The organism is Megasphaera vaginalis (ex Bordigoni et al. 2020), assembly GCF_900240295.1.
Lineage (GTDB): Bacteria > Bacillota > Negativicutes > Veillonellales > Megasphaeraceae > Megasphaera > Megasphaera vaginalis.
In genome coordinates this window covers 307,259-326,498 of the sequence record NZ_OEQB01000003.1, presented here as the reverse complement: position 1 = coordinate 326,498, position 19,240 = coordinate 307,259, and the positions used below count along the sequence as shown (strand labels likewise).

The 19,240-nt window shown below is 49.4% G+C and carries 19 protein-coding genes, 5 tRNA genes and 1 rRNA gene; all 25 read left to right on the top strand.

What is annotated here, in order from left to right:
• Nucleotides 1–8 precede the first annotated feature (8 nt).
• Nucleotides 9–125, top strand: a 5S ribosomal RNA gene (gene rrf / locus C0977_RS05850).
• 78 nt (nucleotides 126–203) lie between these two features.
• A tRNA-Trp gene (locus tag C0977_RS05845) sits at nucleotides 204–279 on the top strand.
• Nucleotides 280–327: 48 nt separating this feature from the next.
• Nucleotides 328–404 (top strand) — tRNA-Arg (locus C0977_RS05840).
• Between the two features lie 186 nt (nucleotides 405–590).
• Entirely contained in the window at nucleotides 591–1,580 is a 990-nt protein-coding gene (thiL, locus tag C0977_RS05835; RefSeq protein ID WP_101912719.1) for a thiamine-phosphate kinase, read from the top strand.
• Nucleotides 1,577–2,041, top strand: a complete 465-nt coding sequence (gene tsaE / locus C0977_RS05830; protein ID WP_023053531.1) for a tRNA (adenosine(37)-N6)-threonylcarbamoyltransferase complex ATPase subunit type 1 TsaE — start codon at nucleotides 1,577–1,579, stop codon at nucleotides 2,039–2,041. The genes thiL and tsaE overlap by 4 nt, the downstream gene beginning before the upstream one ends.
• Nucleotides 2,032–2,736 (top strand): tRNA (adenosine(37)-N6)-threonylcarbamoyltransferase complex dimerization subunit type 1 TsaB, encoded by a 705-nt coding sequence (gene tsaB / locus C0977_RS05825; RefSeq protein WP_101912718.1) that lies wholly within the window; start codon nucleotides 2,032–2,034, stop codon nucleotides 2,734–2,736. Before tsaE ends, tsaB begins: the two co-directional genes overlap by 10 nt.
• The gene (gene rimI, locus C0977_RS05820) at nucleotides 2,733–3,197 is read left to right on the top strand and encodes a ribosomal protein S18-alanine N-acetyltransferase (RefSeq protein ID WP_023053532.1); all 465 of its coding nucleotides are present in this window, start codon (nucleotides 2,733–2,735) and stop codon (nucleotides 3,195–3,197) included. The genes tsaB and rimI overlap by 4 nt, the downstream gene beginning before the upstream one ends.
• Before the next feature lie 18 nt (nucleotides 3,198–3,215).
• Nucleotides 3,216–4,226: a tRNA (adenosine(37)-N6)-threonylcarbamoyltransferase complex transferase subunit TsaD gene (gene tsaD, locus C0977_RS05815; protein WP_101912717.1), complete on the top strand. Its 1,011-nt coding sequence runs from the start codon at nucleotides 3,216–3,218 to the stop codon at nucleotides 4,224–4,226.
• A gap of 15 nt (nucleotides 4,227–4,241) precedes the next feature.
• The gene (locus C0977_RS05810; protein ID WP_101912716.1) at nucleotides 4,242–5,648 is read left to right on the top strand and encodes a sensor histidine kinase; all 1,407 of its coding nucleotides are present in this window, start codon (nucleotides 4,242–4,244) and stop codon (nucleotides 5,646–5,648) included.
• Nucleotides 5,648–6,232 carry an ANTAR domain-containing response regulator gene (locus C0977_RS05805; RefSeq protein ID WP_101912715.1) on the top strand — a complete coding sequence of 195 codons (585 nt, stop codon included), beginning with the start codon at nucleotides 5,648–5,650 and terminating at the stop codon, nucleotides 6,230–6,232. The genes C0977_RS05810 and C0977_RS05805 overlap by 1 nt, the downstream gene beginning before the upstream one ends.
• 126 nt (nucleotides 6,233–6,358) lie before the next feature.
• Nucleotides 6,359–6,640 carry a co-chaperone GroES gene (gene groES, locus C0977_RS05800; RefSeq protein WP_036242753.1) on the top strand — a complete coding sequence of 94 codons (282 nt, stop codon included), beginning with the start codon at nucleotides 6,359–6,361 and terminating at the stop codon, nucleotides 6,638–6,640.
• A gap of 35 nt (nucleotides 6,641–6,675) precedes the next feature.
• Nucleotides 6,676–8,310: a chaperonin GroEL gene (gene groL, locus C0977_RS05795; RefSeq protein ID WP_101912714.1), complete on the top strand. Its 1,635-nt coding sequence runs from the start codon at nucleotides 6,676–6,678 to the stop codon at nucleotides 8,308–8,310.
• Nucleotides 8,311–8,443: 133 nt separating this feature from the next.
• Nucleotides 8,444–8,519: transfer RNA gene (locus C0977_RS05790), tRNA-Asn, on the top strand.
• Between the two features lies 1 nt (nucleotide 8,520).
• A tRNA-Glu gene (locus tag C0977_RS05785) sits at nucleotides 8,521–8,595 on the top strand.
• 3 nt (nucleotides 8,596–8,598) lie between these two features.
• Nucleotides 8,599–8,674: transfer RNA gene (locus C0977_RS05780), tRNA-Val, on the top strand.
• A gap of 391 nt (nucleotides 8,675–9,065) precedes the next feature.
• On the top strand, nucleotides 9,066–10,172 hold the full coding sequence (locus C0977_RS05775) for a DUF362 domain-containing protein (RefSeq protein ID WP_101912740.1): 1,107 nt from the start codon (nucleotides 9,066–9,068) through the stop codon (nucleotides 10,170–10,172).
• A gap of 144 nt (nucleotides 10,173–10,316) precedes the next feature.
• A complete protein-coding gene (locus C0977_RS10875; protein WP_159459039.1) occupies nucleotides 10,317–10,481 on the top strand; it encodes a hypothetical protein in 165 nt (54 codons plus the stop codon).
• 230 nt (nucleotides 10,482–10,711) lie between these two features.
• Nucleotides 10,712–12,115 (top strand): esterase-like activity of phytase family protein, encoded by a 1,404-nt coding sequence (locus C0977_RS05770; RefSeq protein ID WP_101912713.1) that lies wholly within the window; start codon nucleotides 10,712–10,714, stop codon nucleotides 12,113–12,115.
• Nucleotides 12,116–12,344: 229 nt separating this feature from the next.
• A complete protein-coding gene (locus C0977_RS05765; protein ID WP_101912712.1) occupies nucleotides 12,345–13,532 on the top strand; it encodes a PLP-dependent aminotransferase family protein in 1,188 nt (395 codons plus the stop codon).
• Between the two features lie 88 nt (nucleotides 13,533–13,620).
• Entirely contained in the window at nucleotides 13,621–15,423 is a 1,803-nt protein-coding gene (recQ, locus tag C0977_RS05760) for a DNA helicase RecQ (RefSeq protein ID WP_101912711.1), read from the top strand.
• A 13-nt stretch (nucleotides 15,424–15,436) separates the two neighbouring features.
• Complete coding sequence (locus C0977_RS05755) at nucleotides 15,437–16,228, top strand: thymidylate synthase (protein WP_023054485.1); 792 nt, start codon at nucleotides 15,437–15,439, stop codon at nucleotides 16,226–16,228.
• Nucleotides 16,228–16,722, top strand: coding sequence for a dihydrofolate reductase (locus tag C0977_RS05750; protein ID WP_023054421.1), 495 nt, complete (start codon nucleotides 16,228–16,230; stop codon nucleotides 16,720–16,722). The genes C0977_RS05755 and C0977_RS05750 overlap by 1 nt, the downstream gene beginning before the upstream one ends.
• Nucleotides 16,723–16,884: 162 nt before the next feature.
• Nucleotides 16,885–17,082 (top strand): cold shock domain-containing protein, encoded by a 198-nt coding sequence (locus C0977_RS05745; protein WP_023054391.1) that lies wholly within the window; start codon nucleotides 16,885–16,887, stop codon nucleotides 17,080–17,082.
• Between the two features lie 171 nt (nucleotides 17,083–17,253).
• Entirely contained in the window at nucleotides 17,254–18,198 is a 945-nt protein-coding gene (locus C0977_RS05740) for an ornithine carbamoyltransferase (RefSeq protein WP_231391308.1), read from the top strand.
• 61 nt (nucleotides 18,199–18,259) lie between these two features.
• A complete protein-coding gene (locus C0977_RS05735; protein ID WP_234987587.1) occupies nucleotides 18,260–19,228 on the top strand; it encodes a D-2-hydroxyacid dehydrogenase in 969 nt (322 codons plus the stop codon).
• The last annotated feature ends 12 nt before the right edge of the window (nucleotides 19,229–19,240 follow it).

The following is a 19,240-nucleotide window of genomic DNA, read 5'->3' as shown; positions in this document are numbered from 1 at the left end:
GAGAGGAATTCAGTGACGATAGCTGTAGGGATCCACCTGTTCCCATACCGAACACAGCAGTTAAGCCTACAAACGCCGAACGTACTTGGGGGGAGGCCCCCTGGGAGGATAGGAAGTTGCTGATTACAGGATGCACAAGGCATTGTTTGGCAATGCCTTGTGCAACCGTTAAAAAGTTAGCCCTTGCGGGTTTTCTTTTACATAGGGGTATAGCTCAATTGGTAGAGTAGCGGTCTCCAAAACCGTTGGTTGAGGGTTCGACTCCTTCTGCCCCTGCCATAAAGCGGAGGGATGGAAGTTCGATTGCAGCTATGATTCCTCCTTCATGACTCGGTAGCTCAGCTGGATAGAGTGACTGACTACGAATCAGTAGGTCTAGGGTTCGAATCCCTACCGGGTCACCAAGACAGGCAGCTCATGCATTTTGTATGAGCTGCTTTTTCTATATGATACTTTTTCTCAAGTGTTCGCATACAACCATTGGCAATGTTGATATCGGAAAAGGTATTGTGTCTTATGGCGTTTACTTTTTGGGCGCTTTCTTTTAAAATATACCTAACGTTTGCATACATTGCGTAAGGAGTACAGCTATGAAAATAACGGAAATAGGAGAATTTGGGTTTATTGATGCGATCAAGGACGATACCCTTTTTGCACCGGAGTCCGTTGTTATCGGTATTGGTGATGATGGCGCCGTTTACAAGACAACTGACGGTATGGAGCAGGTTGCCGTTATCGATACGATGGTGGAAAACAGTCATTTTATTATCGGTACGACGGCTTCCTGGTATGATGTAGGCTATAAGGCCGTTGCTTCCAATTTGAGCGATATTGCCGCTATGGGCGCCGTGCCGACACACCTGGTCCTTTCTACGGCTATTTCGCCGCAGATGGAGGTGGAAGATCTTATTTCCCTTTATCGGGGGATCAAAGATATTTGCCGTACTTATCAGGTGAATATTCTCGGCGGGGATACGGTCATGTCCAAGGAAGGACTGGTTATTACCGTTGCCGCCTTCGGTGAGATCGAAAAGACTAAGGCCATTTGCCGAAGCGGCGCCAAAGTAGGAGATATTGTTGCCGTCTCTCATTGTCTCGGCGATTCCGGCGCCGGCCTTGACGTTCTCCTGACCCGTCACGCGGGCTATGAGAGATTAAAGAGAGCCCACCAATTTCCGGTTCCGCAGATCTCGTTAGGCAGGCTGCTGGTCGAATATCACGCCCATAGTCTCAATGACATCAGCGACGGTTTGGCCAGCGAGGCGAATGAAATTGCTAAAGCCAGCAAGGTGCGATTGCTGTTACAAAAGGATCGGATACCTTGCAGCGAGGAATTAAGGGCATGGTCTACCGAAACGGGCAAGGATATTTGGACGTATGTTTTTAACGGCGGTGAAGATTATGAATTAATCTTCACGATAGGAACTGCCGATTTTGCTCGGCTGCAGCGCGTTTATCCCGAGATTACGATGATCGGCGCTGTCATTGCAGGTGAACCGGGAGTTTATGTGCAGGACGGGGCTCTGCAATATCAGGTGCTGCCATCGGGATGGAATCATTTCAGTGAGGAGAAACGATGAAATACGAACGGAAAACACAGAGTGAAGAGGAGACGGTCGCTTTCGGCAGCGCATTCGGCAAACTGCTGGAAGAAGGGGATGTAGTGGCGCTGCAAGGCGATTTGGGAGCCGGCAAGACGCATTTCGTCCAGGGTATTGCGCAAGGGATGGGAATCTGCGCGCCTGTTGTCAGCCCGACCTTTACGATCCTCAACTATTATGATGGTCCTGTACCGTTGCAGCATTTTGATTTTTATCGCCTGGAAAGGGAAGAGGAACTTGAAGCACTGGGATTTGCAGATTATCTCGGCAGCGGTGTTACGGTCATCGAATGGTCCGAAAAATTTCCTGAGCGACTTCCTGCCGGCGCTGTTATCGTTACGATCGAAAAGCTTGACGATCTGACGCGCATTTTTAAGCTGCATTTTCAAGGAAATAGTTGGCAAAAGAGAGAAAAAGAGGTCAGCGCATTATGTTTTTAGCAATTGAAACATCAAGTCTCGTATCCAGCGTGGCGCTGCTTCAAGGAGAGAAGCTGCGGGCTGAACTTACGATTCAGGCCAAGTTAACGCATTCGGAACAATTGATGCCCCACATTGCCGATATGTTGGTCAAGGCGGCTGCGAAAAAAGAAGATATTGACGGTGTGATCGTTTCCGCAGGCCCCGGATCTTTTACGGGGTTGCGCATCGGCCTGGCGACGGCAAAGGCTTTGGCTTTCGCGTGGCACGTTCCTATTGTCGGAATTGAAACGCCGCTGGCGCTGGCTTGGAACTTTGTTGGCGTCGGCGATCTTATTTGTCCCCTTATTGATGCGCAAAAAGGCAATGTCTATTATTCCCTTTATCGGTGGCGGGACGGTACGGTCAACGAAGTTCATCCTGTCACGATAGCGCCGTTGACAGCGGTATTGCAGTTGTTGGCTGATGAAGCTGTCGTCTTTTGCGGTGACGGTGCTTTATTGGGGGCGGCGCAAATCGGATCGACAGCGGCTCCTTTTCGCATAGCTCCGCCGACGCAGGTTATTCCGCGGGCCGGCAGTCTGGCATTAGCCGGAGCTTTTCGGCTGCAACGCGGCGATTATGATGATGCCATGACCTTGGTGCCGTCTTATAAGCGACGCAGCGAAGCGGAGGTCCTTTGGGAAAAGCGGCATGGCGGTGCCCCGTGTCAATGATCGTGCGGCCGGCGCGCCTTGATGACAGAGACGGAATTTTTGCCGTTGAAGAGGCATCGTTTTCCGTACCGTGGACAAAAAAAGCTATTGAGAAAGAATTGCTGAATAATGGGGATAAGACGATTTACTACGTGCTGGAAAATGAAGCGGGAATAGTTTGCGGCTATGCCGGATTATGGCGTGTTCTCGATGAGGGGCAGATTACGAATATCGCTTTGTCACCAGCGGCGCGCGGGCAGGGGTACGGAGAATTGTTGCTGCGCGTATTGATGGAAGCGGCATGGGCCGACGGTTGCAACGATATTTATTTGGAAGTTCGCATTTCCAATACGACGGCGTTGGCATTATATCGGAAATTGGGATATACGGAGCTGACTGTGCGAAAAGGATACTACAGTGATCCTGTGGAAGACGCTTTTGTCATGGATTGTAAAAAAGAACAGTATCCGTGGATCCATTAAGTGAGGAAAGAAGACGTTATGTATACATTGTCATTGGAAACCAGTTGTGATGAAACGTCGGCAGCTGTTCTGCGGGACGGCCGTACGATTTTATCAAATATCATATCGACGCAGGTTCCGATCCATCGAAAATTCGGCGGTGTCGTACCGGAAATCGCTTCGCGGCAGCATATCGAATATGTGCTGCCAATCATTAAAGAGGCTCTTGATGAAGCACGAATTACGTTGCATGATGTTGACCACATCGGCGTCACTTACGGTCCTGGACTGGTCGGCGCTTTACTCGTCGGGGTGGCGGCGGCGAAGGCGTTGAGTTTTGCCTTGGATAAACCGTTGGTCGGAGTAAATCATATGGAGGGTCATATTTTTGCCAATTTCCTCAGTCATCCGAAACTGGAGCCGCCTTTCTTGGCCCTTGTTGTTTCCGGCGGACATACGCAATTGGTGGAAGTGCAGGACTATAACCGGTTTCTCTTACTTGGACAGACGCGTGACGACGCGGCGGGGGAAGCTTTTGACAAGATTGCCAGGGTTATGGGCTATCCTTATCCGGGCGGACCGCAGATTGATGCGCTGGCACGCACCGGGAATCCCCATGCCGTCGTTTTTCCGCAGGCCCTTCAGGAAAAGCACAATTTTGAATTCAGTTTCAGCGGATTGAAATCGGCTGTATTGAACTACCTGCACACACAGGAACAACGAGGCAAGTCGTACAATCCTCATGACATTGCCGCAAGTTTTCAACAAACTGTTGTTGATACGTTGACGGAAAAAACTTTTGCTGCCGCAGAATACAGAGGCCTAAAAACTGTTGCCGTTGCCGGGGGGGTAGCGGCCAACAGTGCGTTGGCCGCGGCACTGACGGTCGGCGCGGCTTCCAGAGGGATCGCCGTCTATCGTCCGGAACCGATACTTTGCACGGATAATGCCGCCATGATCGGCTGCCGCGCGTATTATCTGGCAAAAGCGGGCCATTATGCTGACTTGACGCTCAATGCCAATCCGGGATTGGCCATTACGTCGATGTGAGGAGTTGGAATATCTATGGCTTTGGAATCCGTTTGTCGTGACCAAAGCGGTCTGTCTGCCGTACAAATTCACATTTTATCGAACAGTGAACCGCTGCTGCAATTCGCTTGCGATTTGGCGCAGCGGCGATTATTGGTTTTTGTGCCGGCGAAAGCGGAGGAGGTTTTTATTGCCGTCGCCGGTCGCAGGCCTTTAGTACGGCAGGAAAATGACTTGCCGGCAGAACGGAGTCAGCTTTCGGATTTTTCGGCAGCCATTAAGCAACTCGTATGGCAGACTTTCAATACCGGGAGCCGTCTTACGGGAGACGTATCGGGGGAAGTGGTAACGACTTTTCCTTTTGTTGATAATGGCGGCAAGCCGATTGCCGTCATTTGTTTTATCGGCGCTGTCGAGAGGAGACGGGAAATACTGACGGAAACGGCTTTTCATTCTCTTCAAGTACCGCTTTGCCATGAGGGAAATAAGCTGTATCGCCCTTTATCCGTGCAAGATGGCGTCATTTTAAGCGACGACCGGGGACTGATTATTTATGCCGATGAGATAGCTGAACGGATCATGCACCTCCAGGGGCGAAAAGGGACGCTTGCAGGCAGCAACGTATATAAAACGCCGCTCAATCTTACCGGGATAAAGCATGTCCTGGCGACTGGCCAAAGTCTGCGTGATGAAGTCACTTACGGCAGATTGCTGCTGACGCGGCGCGTGATACCGCTGCTGCACAGCGGTAAGGTCTGGCGCGTCATTGCCGTCGTCGCGGAACGTACGGAACTTCACCGTAAAGAAGAAGAACTGCTGGTCAAGACGTCGGCGATCAAGGAAATTCATCATCGCGTCAAAAACAACTTGCAGACAGTCGCCGGATTGCTGCGCCTTCAAATGCGCCGTGTTGAAGGGAGAGAAGCGCGGGACGCCTTGCAGGAAAGTTTGAATCGTATTCTCAGCATCTCGTTAGTCCATGAGACACTTTCCCATCATGAAGAAGAACAACTGGATATTACGCCTGTCGCCAAACGATTACAGGAATTGCTTCTGCAAAGTTTAGCCAGAAAAGAATGTGTTATTACTCCCGTTTTTTCCGGTACGTCGCTGTATTTGCCGTCACATGAGGCGACCTCTTTATCACTGGCTTTGAATGAACTCATTACGAATGCCGTTATTCACGGTTTTGAAGAGCGTAATGTCGGCGAACTGTCGATACAGATCCTGTGTTCGGACGGGACGGCAACCTTGACCGTCAGTGACACGGGCTGCGGTTTCGCCTTTGCCGCGACGGCGCAGGAACGAAAACATTTGGGACTGACGATAGTCCGAACTTTAGTGGAAAAGGATTTGCACGGCACGTTAGAAATTACGTCTCATGTCGGCGACGGTACCAAGGCTGTCATTGCTTTTCCGAAAGAGAAGGGGGAGAAACGCTGATGGGATATCGGATCGTAATCGCCGATGATGAAACTATTATTCGTTTGGACCTGTGTGAAATGCTGGAAGAGGCCGGTCATCAGGTTGTCGGAGCGGCGGCAGACGGCGTCGAAGCCTTGGCGCTGGTACGTCGGGAAAGGCCGGATCTCGTCTTTCTCGATATCAAGATGCCGAAGCTCGACGGCATTCATGCAGCGAAGATGATTGCTCATGAAGGATTGGCGCCCGTCTTATTATTGACGGCATACGATCAGCATGAAGTAGTCGATCAGGCTAAAGACTCGGGAATTTTCGGATATCTCGTCAAACCGGTAACACCGCGGAACCTTTTTCCGGCCATGGAAGTCGCCGTCTTACAATTCAGGCGTCAACAGGAAGCGGTTAAGGCGATTATCGACCTGCATGAAGAGATTGAAGAGCGCAAACTCGTTGAACGGGCCAAAGGGCTGATTATGGAAACCTACGATATTACAGAAGACGAAGCATATCGTCGTATGCGGCAATACAGCATGAAGACGGGGAAGGCGTTAAAAGAAATTGCTGCGGCACTGATCGCGCAATGGGAAAAACGGGAAGGTAAATAAATAGTAAATCAAAAATGAGGGGTATTGACTTTTTCACCTTTAGTGGGTAATATATATAGTGTAATTAGCACTCGGATATTATGAGTGCTAATAAAAAGAATCAACAACTTAAGGAGGAATATGAAAATGATTAGACCTTTAGGAGACCGCGTAGTTATTCGCGTATTGGAACAGGAAGAAAAAACTGCCAGCGGTATATATTTGCCTGATACGGCAAAGGAAAAGCCGAGCCAGGGAGAAGTAGTGGCTGTCGGAGCCGGCAAGGTTCAGGACGACGGCAAGCGTATCCCTTTGGATGTGGCTGTCGGCGACAAGATTATTTTCTCTAAATATGCAGGCACAGAAGTGAAGTTTGAAGGAAACGAATATCTCATCGTCAGCGAACGTGATATTCTGGCAATTATCTGATTCATTCCATATTCCGAACAGGAGAGTGTATAACAATGGCTAAACAAATTTTGTTTAATGAAGAAGCACGTCGGGCTTTGGGCAACGGTGTAGACGCCTTGGCCAATGCCGTTAAAGTTACCTTAGGGCCTAAGGGCCGCAACGTCGTATTGGATAAAAAATTCGGCGCACCGACTATTACCAATGACGGCGTCACGATTGCCCGTGATATCGAATTGGAAGATCCCTTTGAAAATATGGGCGCTCAGCTCGTCAAAGAAGTTGCGACGAAGACCAATGATGTAGCCGGCGACGGCACGACGACGGCCACCTTGCTGGCGCAAGCCATGATTCAGGAAGGGATGCGCAACGTAGCTGCCGGCGCCAATCCGATGATTTTGAAACGAGGCATCGAAAAAGCTGTCAACAAGCTCGTAGAAGAAATTAAATCCCGCTCCATCGCCGTATCCGATAAATCTTCTATTGCACAGGTTGCGTCCATTTCTGCCGGCGATGAAGAAGTCGGCGGCTTGATTGCCGACGCTATGGAAAAAGTCGGCAAAGACGGCGTCATTACCGTTGAAGAATCGAAAACGATGGGAACACAGCTTTCCGTTGTAGAAGGCATGCAGTTTGATCGCGGTTATATTTCTCCGTACATGGTGACCGATCCGGATAAGATGGAAGCCGTTATGTCTGAACCGTACATTTTGGTTACAGACCGCAAGATCGCATCCATTCAGGAAATGCTCCCTGTTCTGGAAAAAGTCGTTCAGGCGGGCAAAGAACTCCTGATCATCGCTGAAGACGTAGAAGGCGAAGCATTGGCTACCTTAGTGGTCAACAAACTGCGCGGCACCTTCAAGGCCGTTGCCGTGAAAGCTCCCGGATTCGGCGACCGTCGCAAAGCCATGTTGCAGGATATTGCCACCTTGACCGGTGCTACGGTTATTACGGAGGATGTAGGTCGTAAACTGGACAGCATTACCATGGAAGATCTCGGCACGGCTCGTCAGATCCGCGTTACCAAAGATGAAACGACGATCGTTGAAGGGCACGGTGATGCTTCTGCCATTAAAGACCGCATTGCACAGCTCAAAGCGCAGATTGCCGAAACGACTTCTGATTTTGATAAAGAAAAGTTGCAGGAACGTTTGGCTAAGATGTCCGGCGGTGTAGCCGTCATCGAAGTCGGCGCCGCTACGGAAGTCGAATTGAAAGAAAAGAAACTGCGGTTGGAAGATGCATTGAATGCGACGCGTGCAGCTGTCGAAGAAGGTATCGTAGCCGGCGGCGGTACGACCTTTATTGATATTCTTCCTTCGTTGGATGCCCTTAAAGAAGAAGGCGACGTACAGACTGGTATTAACCTCGTTAAACGCGCTGTCGAAGCGCCTGTACGCCAGATCGCCGCTAATGCCGGCCTGGAAGGATCCGTTATCGTTGCCGAAGTGAAAGCTTCTGCAGATGGTGTAGGATTTAACGCGTTGACGGAAGAATATGTCGACATGATCAAAGCCGGTATCGTTGATCCCGCGAAAGTTACTCGTTCGGCGCTCCAAAATGCAGCATCTATTGCCGCTTTGGTACTGACAACGGAAACGCTTGTTGCCGATAAACCGGAACCGGCAGGTGCTGCTCCGGCCGGTATGTCTGGCGGTATGCCCGGCGGCATGCCCGGTATGATGTAAGATCAGTAAATTTATCATATGATTGGGAAAAGCTGTCGTCCGATTCGGACGGCAGCTTTTTTTTGAATAAATACTTGCCAAAATATACCTTCTCTGCTATAATACGTATTGTTCCTTACGAATGGAACCGTATTCCTCAATAGCTCAGTTGGTAGAGCAATCGGCTGTTAACCGATTTGTCGTAGGTTCGAGTCCTACTTGAGGAGCCAAGGCCCCTTGGTCAAGTGGTTAAGACACCGCCCTTTCACGGCGTGAACGTGGGTTCAAATCCCGCAGGGGTCACCATACGGGCGATTAGCTCAGCTGGGAGAGCGCCTGCCTTACAAGCAGGATGTCAGCAGTTCGATCCTGTTATCGCCCACCAAGACAGACAAATGCGAACTTTTGATTCTCATAATGGAGAATTGAAAGTTCGTTTTTGCATTTGATGAAGTAATTGGCTGCCAAGAATTATTCTGTACCTTGCGGCGTAGCGAGGCGATAGATGCGTCGAAGGGGGCGCGCGGCGCGGCATAGGGCGCCTGGTGAAACGGCGGACGGCGTAATCTTTCAGCCTGCCGCTTCCGGCTTTTCTGCATGTTTCGTAGCCGCTTTTACGGTGGGACGAAAACGGTAAAGGGGGAATTCATGGCGCTTGATTCTCTCGCATCTGCCGCTTTTCCTTTTTCGGTAAATCGGGTATGATAATAGCGGGTATAGGAAAAGCGCATCTTTTCCGTCAGAATGGAGTCATGTATGTCAAGTATAGGGGAGGAATAATCATGTCAGATGTATTTTTTACTACGATGAGGACAAAAGAAGGGGAAGGGCTGGCGCATAAACTGGGAAGGTTGGTGCGGGCAGCGGGGATTGAAAAGATAGATTTTACCAATAAGTTTGTCGCCATCAAATTGCATTTCGGGGAACCGGGTAATCTGGCCTTTCTTCGTCCACAGTACGCTGCCGAGATTGTGCAAATTGTCAAGTCTTTAGGAGGCAAACCGTTTTTGACCGATTGCAATACATTGTATGTCGGCGGTCGGAAAAATGCCGTCGATCATATTGAATCGGCCTATAAAAACGGTTTCACACCGTACACGACAGGCGCCCAGGTCATTATTGCCGACGGCCTGAAAGGGCTGGACGAGGCGCTGGTGCCGCTGCCGGACGGCGAATATGTCAAGGAGGCCAAAATCGGCCGCGCTTTGATGGATGCCGATATCGTCATTTCCCTGACTCATTTCAAGGGGCATGAGGCGGCAGGCTTCGGCGGCGCCATCAAAAATTTGGGCATGGGCGGCGGTTCTCGGGCCGGTAAAATGGAACAACACAGTGCAGGCAAGCCTTATGTTCAGCAGGAATACTGTATTGGCTGTCATAAGTGTGAAAAAATCTGCGCGCATGATGCGGTGCATGTAACGGACGGCAAGTCTTTCATCACGGAGGAAATTTGCGTCGGCTGCGGGCGGTGTATCGGCGTCTGTCCTGTCGACGCCATTGCGCCTGTTTGGAATGAAGCCTATACGGTGTTGAGCAGGAAAATGGCCGAATATACGGCGGCTATCGTCCGGGGCCGGGAAACGTTCCATATCAGTCTGGCCGTTGACATATCGCCGTGTTGTGACTGTCATTCTGAAAATGACGTGCCCATCGTTCCTGACATCGGCATGTTTGCGTCTTATGATCTGGTGGCTCTTGACCAGGCCTGTGTCGATGCCGTCAATCGGCAGCCGGTTATGGCCAACAGCGTTTTGAGTACTAAAGAGCATAACGGGGATTATTTTACGGATATCGAGCCGGAAACGGACTGGCAAGCCGCTTTGGAGCATGCTGAAAAAATGTGCCTCGGTACGCGTGAATATCGGTTAATTGAAATAAAATAACTACCTGAGTATAAAAAGAGAAGGCGTCCGCAACGGATACTTTCTCTTTTTTTATGATTTTACAAGATATTGACGATATTTCAATCATTTATATACGCACGCCGGGTATAGTAAAGGTACAACGTAAATAAAGGAGGGCATGGAATGAAAAGATTAGCAATAGCTGCAGCGGTAGGGACGGCCTTGACGATGTACGTGACACATACCGGTAAAGTTGCTGAAGCGATGGCGAAATTGAAAAAACTGACCCGTCTTAGTATTTACGACAAGCCTCCCAAGGAGTCGACGGATAAACCACTCTACTTCTAATTCGGAGGTGATCCTCTTATCTCCCCGGTCAGGGTTAAGACCGCTATGGTTAGCCCTGTAGAACAGATGGATAAGGCTCTGTTTTACAGTTGATACATACAGGTTGCTCCCCAGTACGAAACCCCAACCAAGGTAAAGCCGGCCGGTGAAGCCGGCTTTACGCTTATTCAGCGGAGGATGACGGTGTGGCGTGCAGCAAAACAATATATAGTGAAGCGGAGGCGTGTTTTATGAAAAAGAAAAGAATAATGATGATTTTGGCTGGGTTGTGTCTGGGGGGTTCAGCGGCTTTTTTTAGCGTTCATGCCGCGCAGATCGTTACCTATCAAAAATATCCGCTGGTTATGGATAAACGGTACTATGTCCCCAGCGCCGCAGCCGATAAAAAAATATTTCCCAATGGCCTGAACGCGGCTTTCGGCTCAGGGCTTTCTTTTGAAGGATATACGCAAGAGGGAGCGCCGCGTTTATTGACAATCACGGACAGAGGGCCGAATTTGGATGGGATGGATGTCATCTATAACGGTAAAAAATACACTTCCAAGCTCTTCCCGGCTCCTGATTTCCACCCTGAAATCGGCGAAGTGGTTTTAGCTGACGGAAAAGCCGCCGTAGTAAAGGTTATGCCGATTAAGGATCCATCGGGAAACGCGATTTCCGGCCGTCCCGTTCCTCCCGGCGAGACCGGTTCCAGCGGGGAAGTGGCGCTGTCCAGTGATCTCAAGCTGCTTCCTTTCGATGAAAACGGTTTGGATACGGAAGCCATTGCCCGTGATCGGGACGGCAATATCTGGATCAGTGATGAATATGGCCCGTTTGTCGTCAAAATGGATCGGCAGGCGAGAATTCTTGAGAAATATTCGCCTAAAAACGGGTTGCCGGCTATTGCTGGCGAACGGACGCCCAATCGCGGCGCTGAAGGTTTGACGATCATGCCCAATGGCCATATCCTGTTTTTGGTTCAAAGTATCTTGACGAATGGCGGAAAAACGAAGAATGCAGTCGTTTGCCGCTTGTTTGACTGGAATCCGACGGATTGTACTTATAAAACGTATGCTTATCCGCTGGAAGGGACGTACAAGAAGATGGGGGATGCGAAATTAGGCGATGCTTATGCAATCGACAATCATCGCGTCTTGATTATCGAGCAAGGAAAGCAAGCCGATAAATCAATGATGAACAGGGTCTATATGGTGGATCTTTCGACCGGTACGGATGTTACGAATACAAAAATCAACGGCAAGGACATCGAATTTGCGTCCCGCGAAGAGCTGGCGCCGTATCTTCCGGTCAAGACGCTGATTGCCGATTTGCGGCGTTACGGCTGGGATACGGAAAAAGCGGAAGGGCTGACGATGAGTTATGACCATAAAACGATGTTCGTATCGAACGATAACGATTTCGGCATTGCGACAACGGTTCGGGACGCAGCGCATAAGAAAGCGAAAATAAGTGATTATACATACGATGCGGCAAGCGGTATGATCTATTATCAGGATAAAACGGGGCGGAACGTGCCGGCTCATCCGCAGATAGACATGGAAGTCGGGCCGGATACGCCGCAAATATGGTCGTTTACATTTGATCGGTCGCTGGACGGCGTGCACTCGTCTGCACGCGGCAATAAGCAGTGACGTCGGGCGTTTTCAATTAACCGGTTTGGATGCGGACCCTTCTGTATCTCCGATACGGAAGGGTCTTTTGCTGGCGCCATTCCGGTACACAGTGATGTGGCGGCGTGCCGGCCGCAGCGGAATAACCGGCGCGGGAATAAAAATGATGGAAAATGAAAATTGCCAATGACGCATAGCGATGGTATAATGTATGCCATTAGGGGATTTATCATTAAAAGGGGTGTTTGTCATGACTAAATTTTCAAATTTTGCCAATTCATTACAGTCGTCCGATATTGCGGCCTTATTAGCGCTGACGGAAAAGCCGGAAATCATTTCCTTTGCCGGCGGTCTTCCGGCGCCGGAGCTTTTCCCGATTGAAGAGATGAAGCAGGTGGATGCGGCTATTTATGCCGAAGAAGGACGTCAGGCCGTGCAGTACGGAACGACGGAAGGGTATGTGCCGCTCCGTGAAGAAATTGCCCGGAGAATGAAGGATAAATTTTTCGTCGATTGCCAACCGGAACATATCGTCGTGACGACCGGTTCGCAGCAGGCGCTGTTCATCTTAGCGCAGATACTGGTTGATAAAGGGCAGTCCATCTTGATGGAAAGCCCGTCGTACATGGGGGCTATCATGGCCTTTGATCCCGCCGGACCGCGCTATACGGAAGTGCCGACAGATGACAAGGGGATTATTCCGGAAGCATTGGAAAAAATTTTAGCTGCAGACGACGCTGTCCGTTTGATTTATGTCATTCCTGAATTCCAGAATCCGACAGGCGTAACGTGGCCCCTGGAACGGCGGAAGGCTTTTATGGATATCGTCAGCAAATACGATGTTGTCGTGCTGGAAGATAATCCGTACGGCGAAATTCGTTACGGTCTTGAAAAAATGCCGTCTTTAAAATCGTTGGATACGCAGGGGAAGGTCGTTTTTCTGGGTTCTTTCTCCAAAATTTTTATGCCCGGCCTGCGGCTCGGCTGGATCGTTGCGGCACCGGACATCGTTGATAAATTTGTCAAGTTCAAGCAGGCCGTCGATCTCGGCACATCCACGTTCGGACAACGGCAGGCGGCGTATTTCTGTAAGTTGTTTGATATGGAAGCGCACATTGCCCGTATTACGGCGCTTTATGCGAAAAGGCGCGATCTGATGTGTGACGCGATGAAGACGTATTTCCCCGCCGATGTCACCTTTACGTATCCGCAAGGCGGCCTGTTTACGTGGGTTACCTTGCCTGACGATGTGGACGCAAAAAAATTGATGCCCAAATGTATTGCGCAGAATGTCGCTTATGTGCCGGGCGATATCTTCTATCCGAATGGCGGTCACGGCAATCACTTCAGGCTAAACTACTCCAATATGCCTGAAGACCGGATTGTTGAAGGAATCAAGCGTTTGGGAGCCGTTCTTGCAGAAGAACTGAAAAAATAAATTTGATATAATATAGGGACTGTAATAAAATGAGGAAGGACTCGTTTTATGGCAGTCCCGTTTTTACGTTTTGTTGAATGGAGTTATTATGCAGCCGACAGATGTGTTAAAACAGTATTTCGGATATACGGCGTTCAGGCCCGGGCAGGAAGCTGTTGTCACTGCATTGCTGCAGCAGCGTGACAGTTTGGTCATCATGCCGACGGGAGCCGGAAAATCACTTTGTTTTCAGATCCCGGCGCTGCTGATGCCCGGTCTTACTTTGGTTATTTCACCGCTTATTTCCCTGATGAAAGATCAGGTTGATTCCCTTCTGAATCAGCAGATTGCCGCGACTTTTATCAACAGTCAATGTACCTTTGAAGAATCGAAGGAACGATTTTCGCAAATTTGCAGGGGTAAGTTCAAGTTGGTGTATATTTCGCCGGAGCGACTGCAAAATGAATTCTTTACTTCGCTGATGAAGGAATTGCCGCTTGCCATGGTCGTCATTGACGAAGCCCATTGCGTATCGCAATGGGGACATGATTTCCGGCCAAGCTACGGGGCGATCAGTTCCTGGATCGAGGCGTTGCCGCAGCGTCCCGTCGTGAGCGCATTTACGGCGACGGCGACGGAAAAGGTCAAGGGTGATATGTTGGCGCTCTTGGGGCTGCAGAAACCGCAGTTGTTTATCGGTGGTTTTGACCGGCCGAACTTGTATTTTCGTGTTGTCGGCAACGGCGACCGCATGGCTTTTTTGGAAGCCTATTTGCGCGAACACCGGCGTGACAGCGGGATTATTTACGGGGCGACGCGCAAAGATGTAGATCGTATTTATCAGCGACTGCAGCGTCAGGGCTTTTCTGTCGGCCGGTACCATGCCGGTTTGTCCGATGAGGAACGGCGGCGCGTGCAGGAAGCCTTTTCGTATGACCGGCTGGCAGTTATTGTAGCTACGAATGCTTTCGGAATGGGTATTGATAAAAGCAATGTCCGATTTGTGATTCATTATCAAATGCCGAAAAATATGGAGAGTTATTATCAGGAAGCGGGTCGTGCCGGGCGCGACGGAGCTCCCGGCGAATGCATTCTCCTGTTTAGCAGGCAGGACATTATGATTCAGAATTATTTGATTGAAAGATCCGTGCATGATCAACAACAGCAGCGGCACGAAAAGCTCCTGCTTCGGCAAATGATCGACTATTGCGAGCAGCCGGGGTGTCTGCGCCGCGCCATTTTGGCGTATTTCGGCGAGACGCCTGCTTGGCGTGACTGCGGCCATTGCGGTAATTGCGACAGTCCGAAGGTGGAAGAAAAGATTACGCCGGAAGTTCGGCTGATCTGCCTTTGTGTCGATGAACTGAAAGGCCGTTTCGGGATGACAATGGTCTGTGATATACTGAAAGGGACGGCTAATGCCAAGGTCAGGCGTTACGGGTTTGAAGGGAAGGCGTCGTTTGGCATGTTGGGCGATTTTTCCCAGGAAGAGATTCGCAGCCTTATTCGAACATGTTTGCAGTTACACTTCCTTGAACAATCCGACGGTCAGTATCCTGTCCTGTCATTGACGGCGGCAGGGAGGGAACAACTGCAGAGCGGCAGGACCGTCGTCAGAACGAAACGGATTGCCGCCGCTCCTTCGGCGGAAAAGAAAAAACGGTTTTCTGCCGATATCGACGAAGTTGCGTTGCGACCAGTGTTTGAAATCCTGCGTTCGTTACGGTACAGATTGGCCAAAGAGGAACAAATCCCGCCTTTCGTTATCTTTTCCGATGCCACGTTGTGGGAAATTGCAGGACGGCGGCCTCAGTCGCTTGACGAGTTGGGAGAAGTAAAAGGAGTCGGCTCCTTTAAACTTCACAAATATGGGCATATTTTTTTGGAAGCGCTTCGAGAATTTGATGAATAATGAGGTGAAATGCATGAGCAGCGCAGATACGCAATATCTCGATATTGTTGAGAACATCATCGAGCACGGTTTTTATGGCAATAACAGAACGGGGATTCGGACGTACAAGTTACCGCATCAAGTCATGCAGTTTGATTTAGCGGCGGAATTTCCCATTTTAACGACGAAATTCGTCGCATTTAAGACGGCAGTGAAGGAAATCCTTTGGATCTGGCAGCTTCAGAGCAACGACGTACGGGAGTTGCAGAAGATGAATTGCCACGTTTGGGACGAATGGATGCGGCCTGACGGCACGATCGGCAAGGCTTACGGATATCAGATTCGGAAATACAGGCAGGTAGATACGCTTTTGGAGCAGCTGCGGACAGATCCGCAGAGTCGCCGCATGATCGTTTCCCTCTGGAACTTGGATGATCTGGACGATATGGCGCTGCAGCCTTGCGCTTTTCAGACGCTTTGGGATGTTACGGCAGGACGGCTGAATTGCATGTTGATACAGCGCAGCGGCGATATGGGACTCGGTGTTCCCTTCAATATGACCCAGTATGCCGTTTTGGTACACTTGATTGCCCAGTCTGCAGGACTGAAACCGGGCCTTTTCACACATGTCATTAATAACGCCCATGTTTATGAAAATCATGTAGAAGTATTGCGGCAGCAATTGGCTCGGCGTGATGCCGCCATGGCGGCGCCCGACTTGCTGATCAATACGGCGGTGCGAGATTTTTATGATTTTAAAATAGAGGATATCACACTGGATAATTATCGGCACTTAGGAAAATTATCGATGGAGGTCGCTGTCTGATGCTGCACTTGATCGCCGCCGTTGCGGAAGATGGAGGCATCGGCAGGGATAATCAATTACTCTGTCATATTTCGGCGGATTTACGGCACTTTAAAGCGTTGACGATGGGGCACCCGATGATTATGGGACGGAAAACCTTTGAAAGCTTGCCGGGAATCTTACCGGGTCGCAGTCACTGGGTATTAACGTCTCAAGCGGATTACGGTAAGCGTCGAAAGGATATTGCGGTATATCATTCTGTTGCGGATTTGAGACAGGACATGGAGCCGTCGAAAGAGTACTTCGTCATTGGCGGCGCATCGCTTTATGCGGCATTTCTGCCGTTTGCCTGCAGTCTTTATTTAACAAAAATAGAGGCCGTGTTCGAAGCCGACGCATTTTTCCCACCTTTTGAAGAAGGGCAGTGGCAATTGGAATCGGCAGAACGGTTTGAAAAAAATGAATCTAATAAATATACGTATTCTTTTTGTCACTATCTTAGAAAAGACCTATAAAACAGCAGTAATCATAAATCTTAATAAGATAAATATGAATAAAAATTTTAAAATATTTATAATTATGAGAGGAAATTACATTGACATGCCACTTTGATTATGATACACTAACGTAAGAGCTACAAGATAGCTGGAATTGTTTTTATTTAGGAGGATTTTGGTATGCACGGTAAAGTAAAATGGTTTAGCGCAGAAAAAGGTTATGGCTTTATTGAAAGAGAAGATGGCGGCGATGTGTTTGTACATTTTTCAGCTATCCAGGAAGACGGCTTCAAATCCCTGACAGAAGGTCAGGAAGTTGAATTCGACATCGTCGATGGCGCTCGTGGACCGCAGGCTGCTAACGTTACAAAAGCGTAAGAAGCTTGAGTAAATAGAAAACCTTTTAACCGGTGATTCCTTTGGAATCACCGGTTTTTATTTTGAACAAATAAATTAAAAATGCAAAAATATTGTATAATTACTTGAAAAAATACGCTTTATATGATACGATAAATGCATTCGACGGAGGCATGTATTTATGGAGGAGATATGATGAAACACGTTAACAGCTTTAAAAATTACACGTCTGATGAATTACAGGGCATCTTATTGTTGGCAAAGAAAATAAAAGAAAATCAAGAGGCATATGCGAATATTTTATCAGGGAAAAAATTATATACGCTTTTTGAAAAAACCTCTAATCGGACATATTTATCTTTCGTCATAGGCATGGAAGAATTAGGCGGAAAGGCGTATAATCAAAAATGGAGTGACAGCAATTTTACGATCGGCGATACGATGAGTGAAGTGCAGTACGTTTGCCGCAATGTGGACTGTATTATGGGGCGATTCAAGAAAGCTGAAACGACGGCGGCCTTTATGAACAGTGCTACTGTACCGGTTATCAACGGTTGCGATAATACGTTTCACCCGACGCAGGCGTTGGCGGATATGCTGACGTTATATGAAAAGCTGGGGCGTTTCTCGGCATCGGTTCTGTACATTGGCGCCAAAAACAATACCTTTAATTCTTTATCTGAAATCGTTACGGCCTTAGGCGGGCAGATGTACGGGCTGACACCTTTCAGTCAGGTCATGGCTGTGGGCGGTGATTTTTACGATTCATTGAAGGCCACGGGACGTTATCATGAAATTTCTCCGACTGTCAGCAAAGAAGAATTGAAGAAAATTGTCGGTGCCGTGGACTGCGTCTATACCGATACATGGGTCGACATGGAATTTTTTACGAATCCTGCCTATGAGGAAAAGAAGAACGCCATCATTGAGCAGATGATGCCGTATCAAATCGATGCGGCATTACTGGCAGGCACAAAGGCGCTCGTATTCCATGATATGCCTATCCATCCGGGCTTCGAAATCAGCAAAGAGGTCATGGAGCAGCACTTGGAAACGATTTTGGATGAAGCCGAAAATCGCCGTCATGCGGAAAAAGGATTGCTCGTCTACTTGTTGACGGGAAAACTGGACTGGTAGAAAAATAGTTCCCGCCCTATGTGATATTGCCGGAAGAGTCCATATATGGGGAGGTTTTCAGTTGAAAATTTTAGTTGCAATGGAAGTTACGGAGAAACATAAAACGCTCATTGAGGCGGCTGCCGGCACCAATACCGTAGTCTATGCCGATGTGCAGGGGCCGGTAAGTGCTCTTGTCAAGCCGCAGGATCTGGCTGACGCCGAAGTCATTATCGGCAATGTGAAGCCGTCTTTGCTGCAGCAGGCCAAGCAGCTTCGCTGGCTGCAGCTGAACAGTGCCGGCGCCAATACGTATTGCGGTGACGGCATTTTGCCGGCTGGCACGTTGCTGACAAATGCTACGGGGGCCTACGGATTGGCCTTGGCCGAGCACATGCTGGCCCAGCTATTAGCCATGATGAAACGGTTATACGCTTATTATGATAATCAGAAGCAGGCCCTTTGGCGGGATGAAGGCCCCGTTACGTCTCTTTACGGTGCAACAGCTGTGATCGTCGGTTACGGGGATATAGGCAGTCAGTTGGGGCGGCGGCTGCAGGCCTTGGGGACGCATGTCATCGGCATTCGCCGCCGCAGCGTGACGCCTGCACAGGGCGCGGATGAAATGGCGCTTATTACTGATCTCGACCGGCAGTTGGCGAAGGCCGATATCGTGGCTTCATGCCTTCCTGATACGCCGGAAACGTATCATTTGTATGATGCGGCGCGTTTCGGAAAAATGAAAAAGGGCGCCTGGTTTTTAAATATCGGTCGCGGTTCCAATGTCGTGCAGCAAGATTTATGTGCCGCCGTGACGTCCGGTCACCTGGCGGGGGCCGCTGTCGATGTTACGGATCCGGAGCCTCTCCCTGCCGCAGATCCCTTGTGGCGGACCGAAGGCATCTATATTACACCGCATATTTCCGGCGGCTATCATGTGGCGGCGACGCACGACGCGATCGTCCGTATCGCCGTCGATAATTTGAAGGCGTACATAAACGGCAAGCCGTTGCAGAATGAAGTGGATTTTACGACGGGGTATAAAAAATAGGAGGTAACTGTC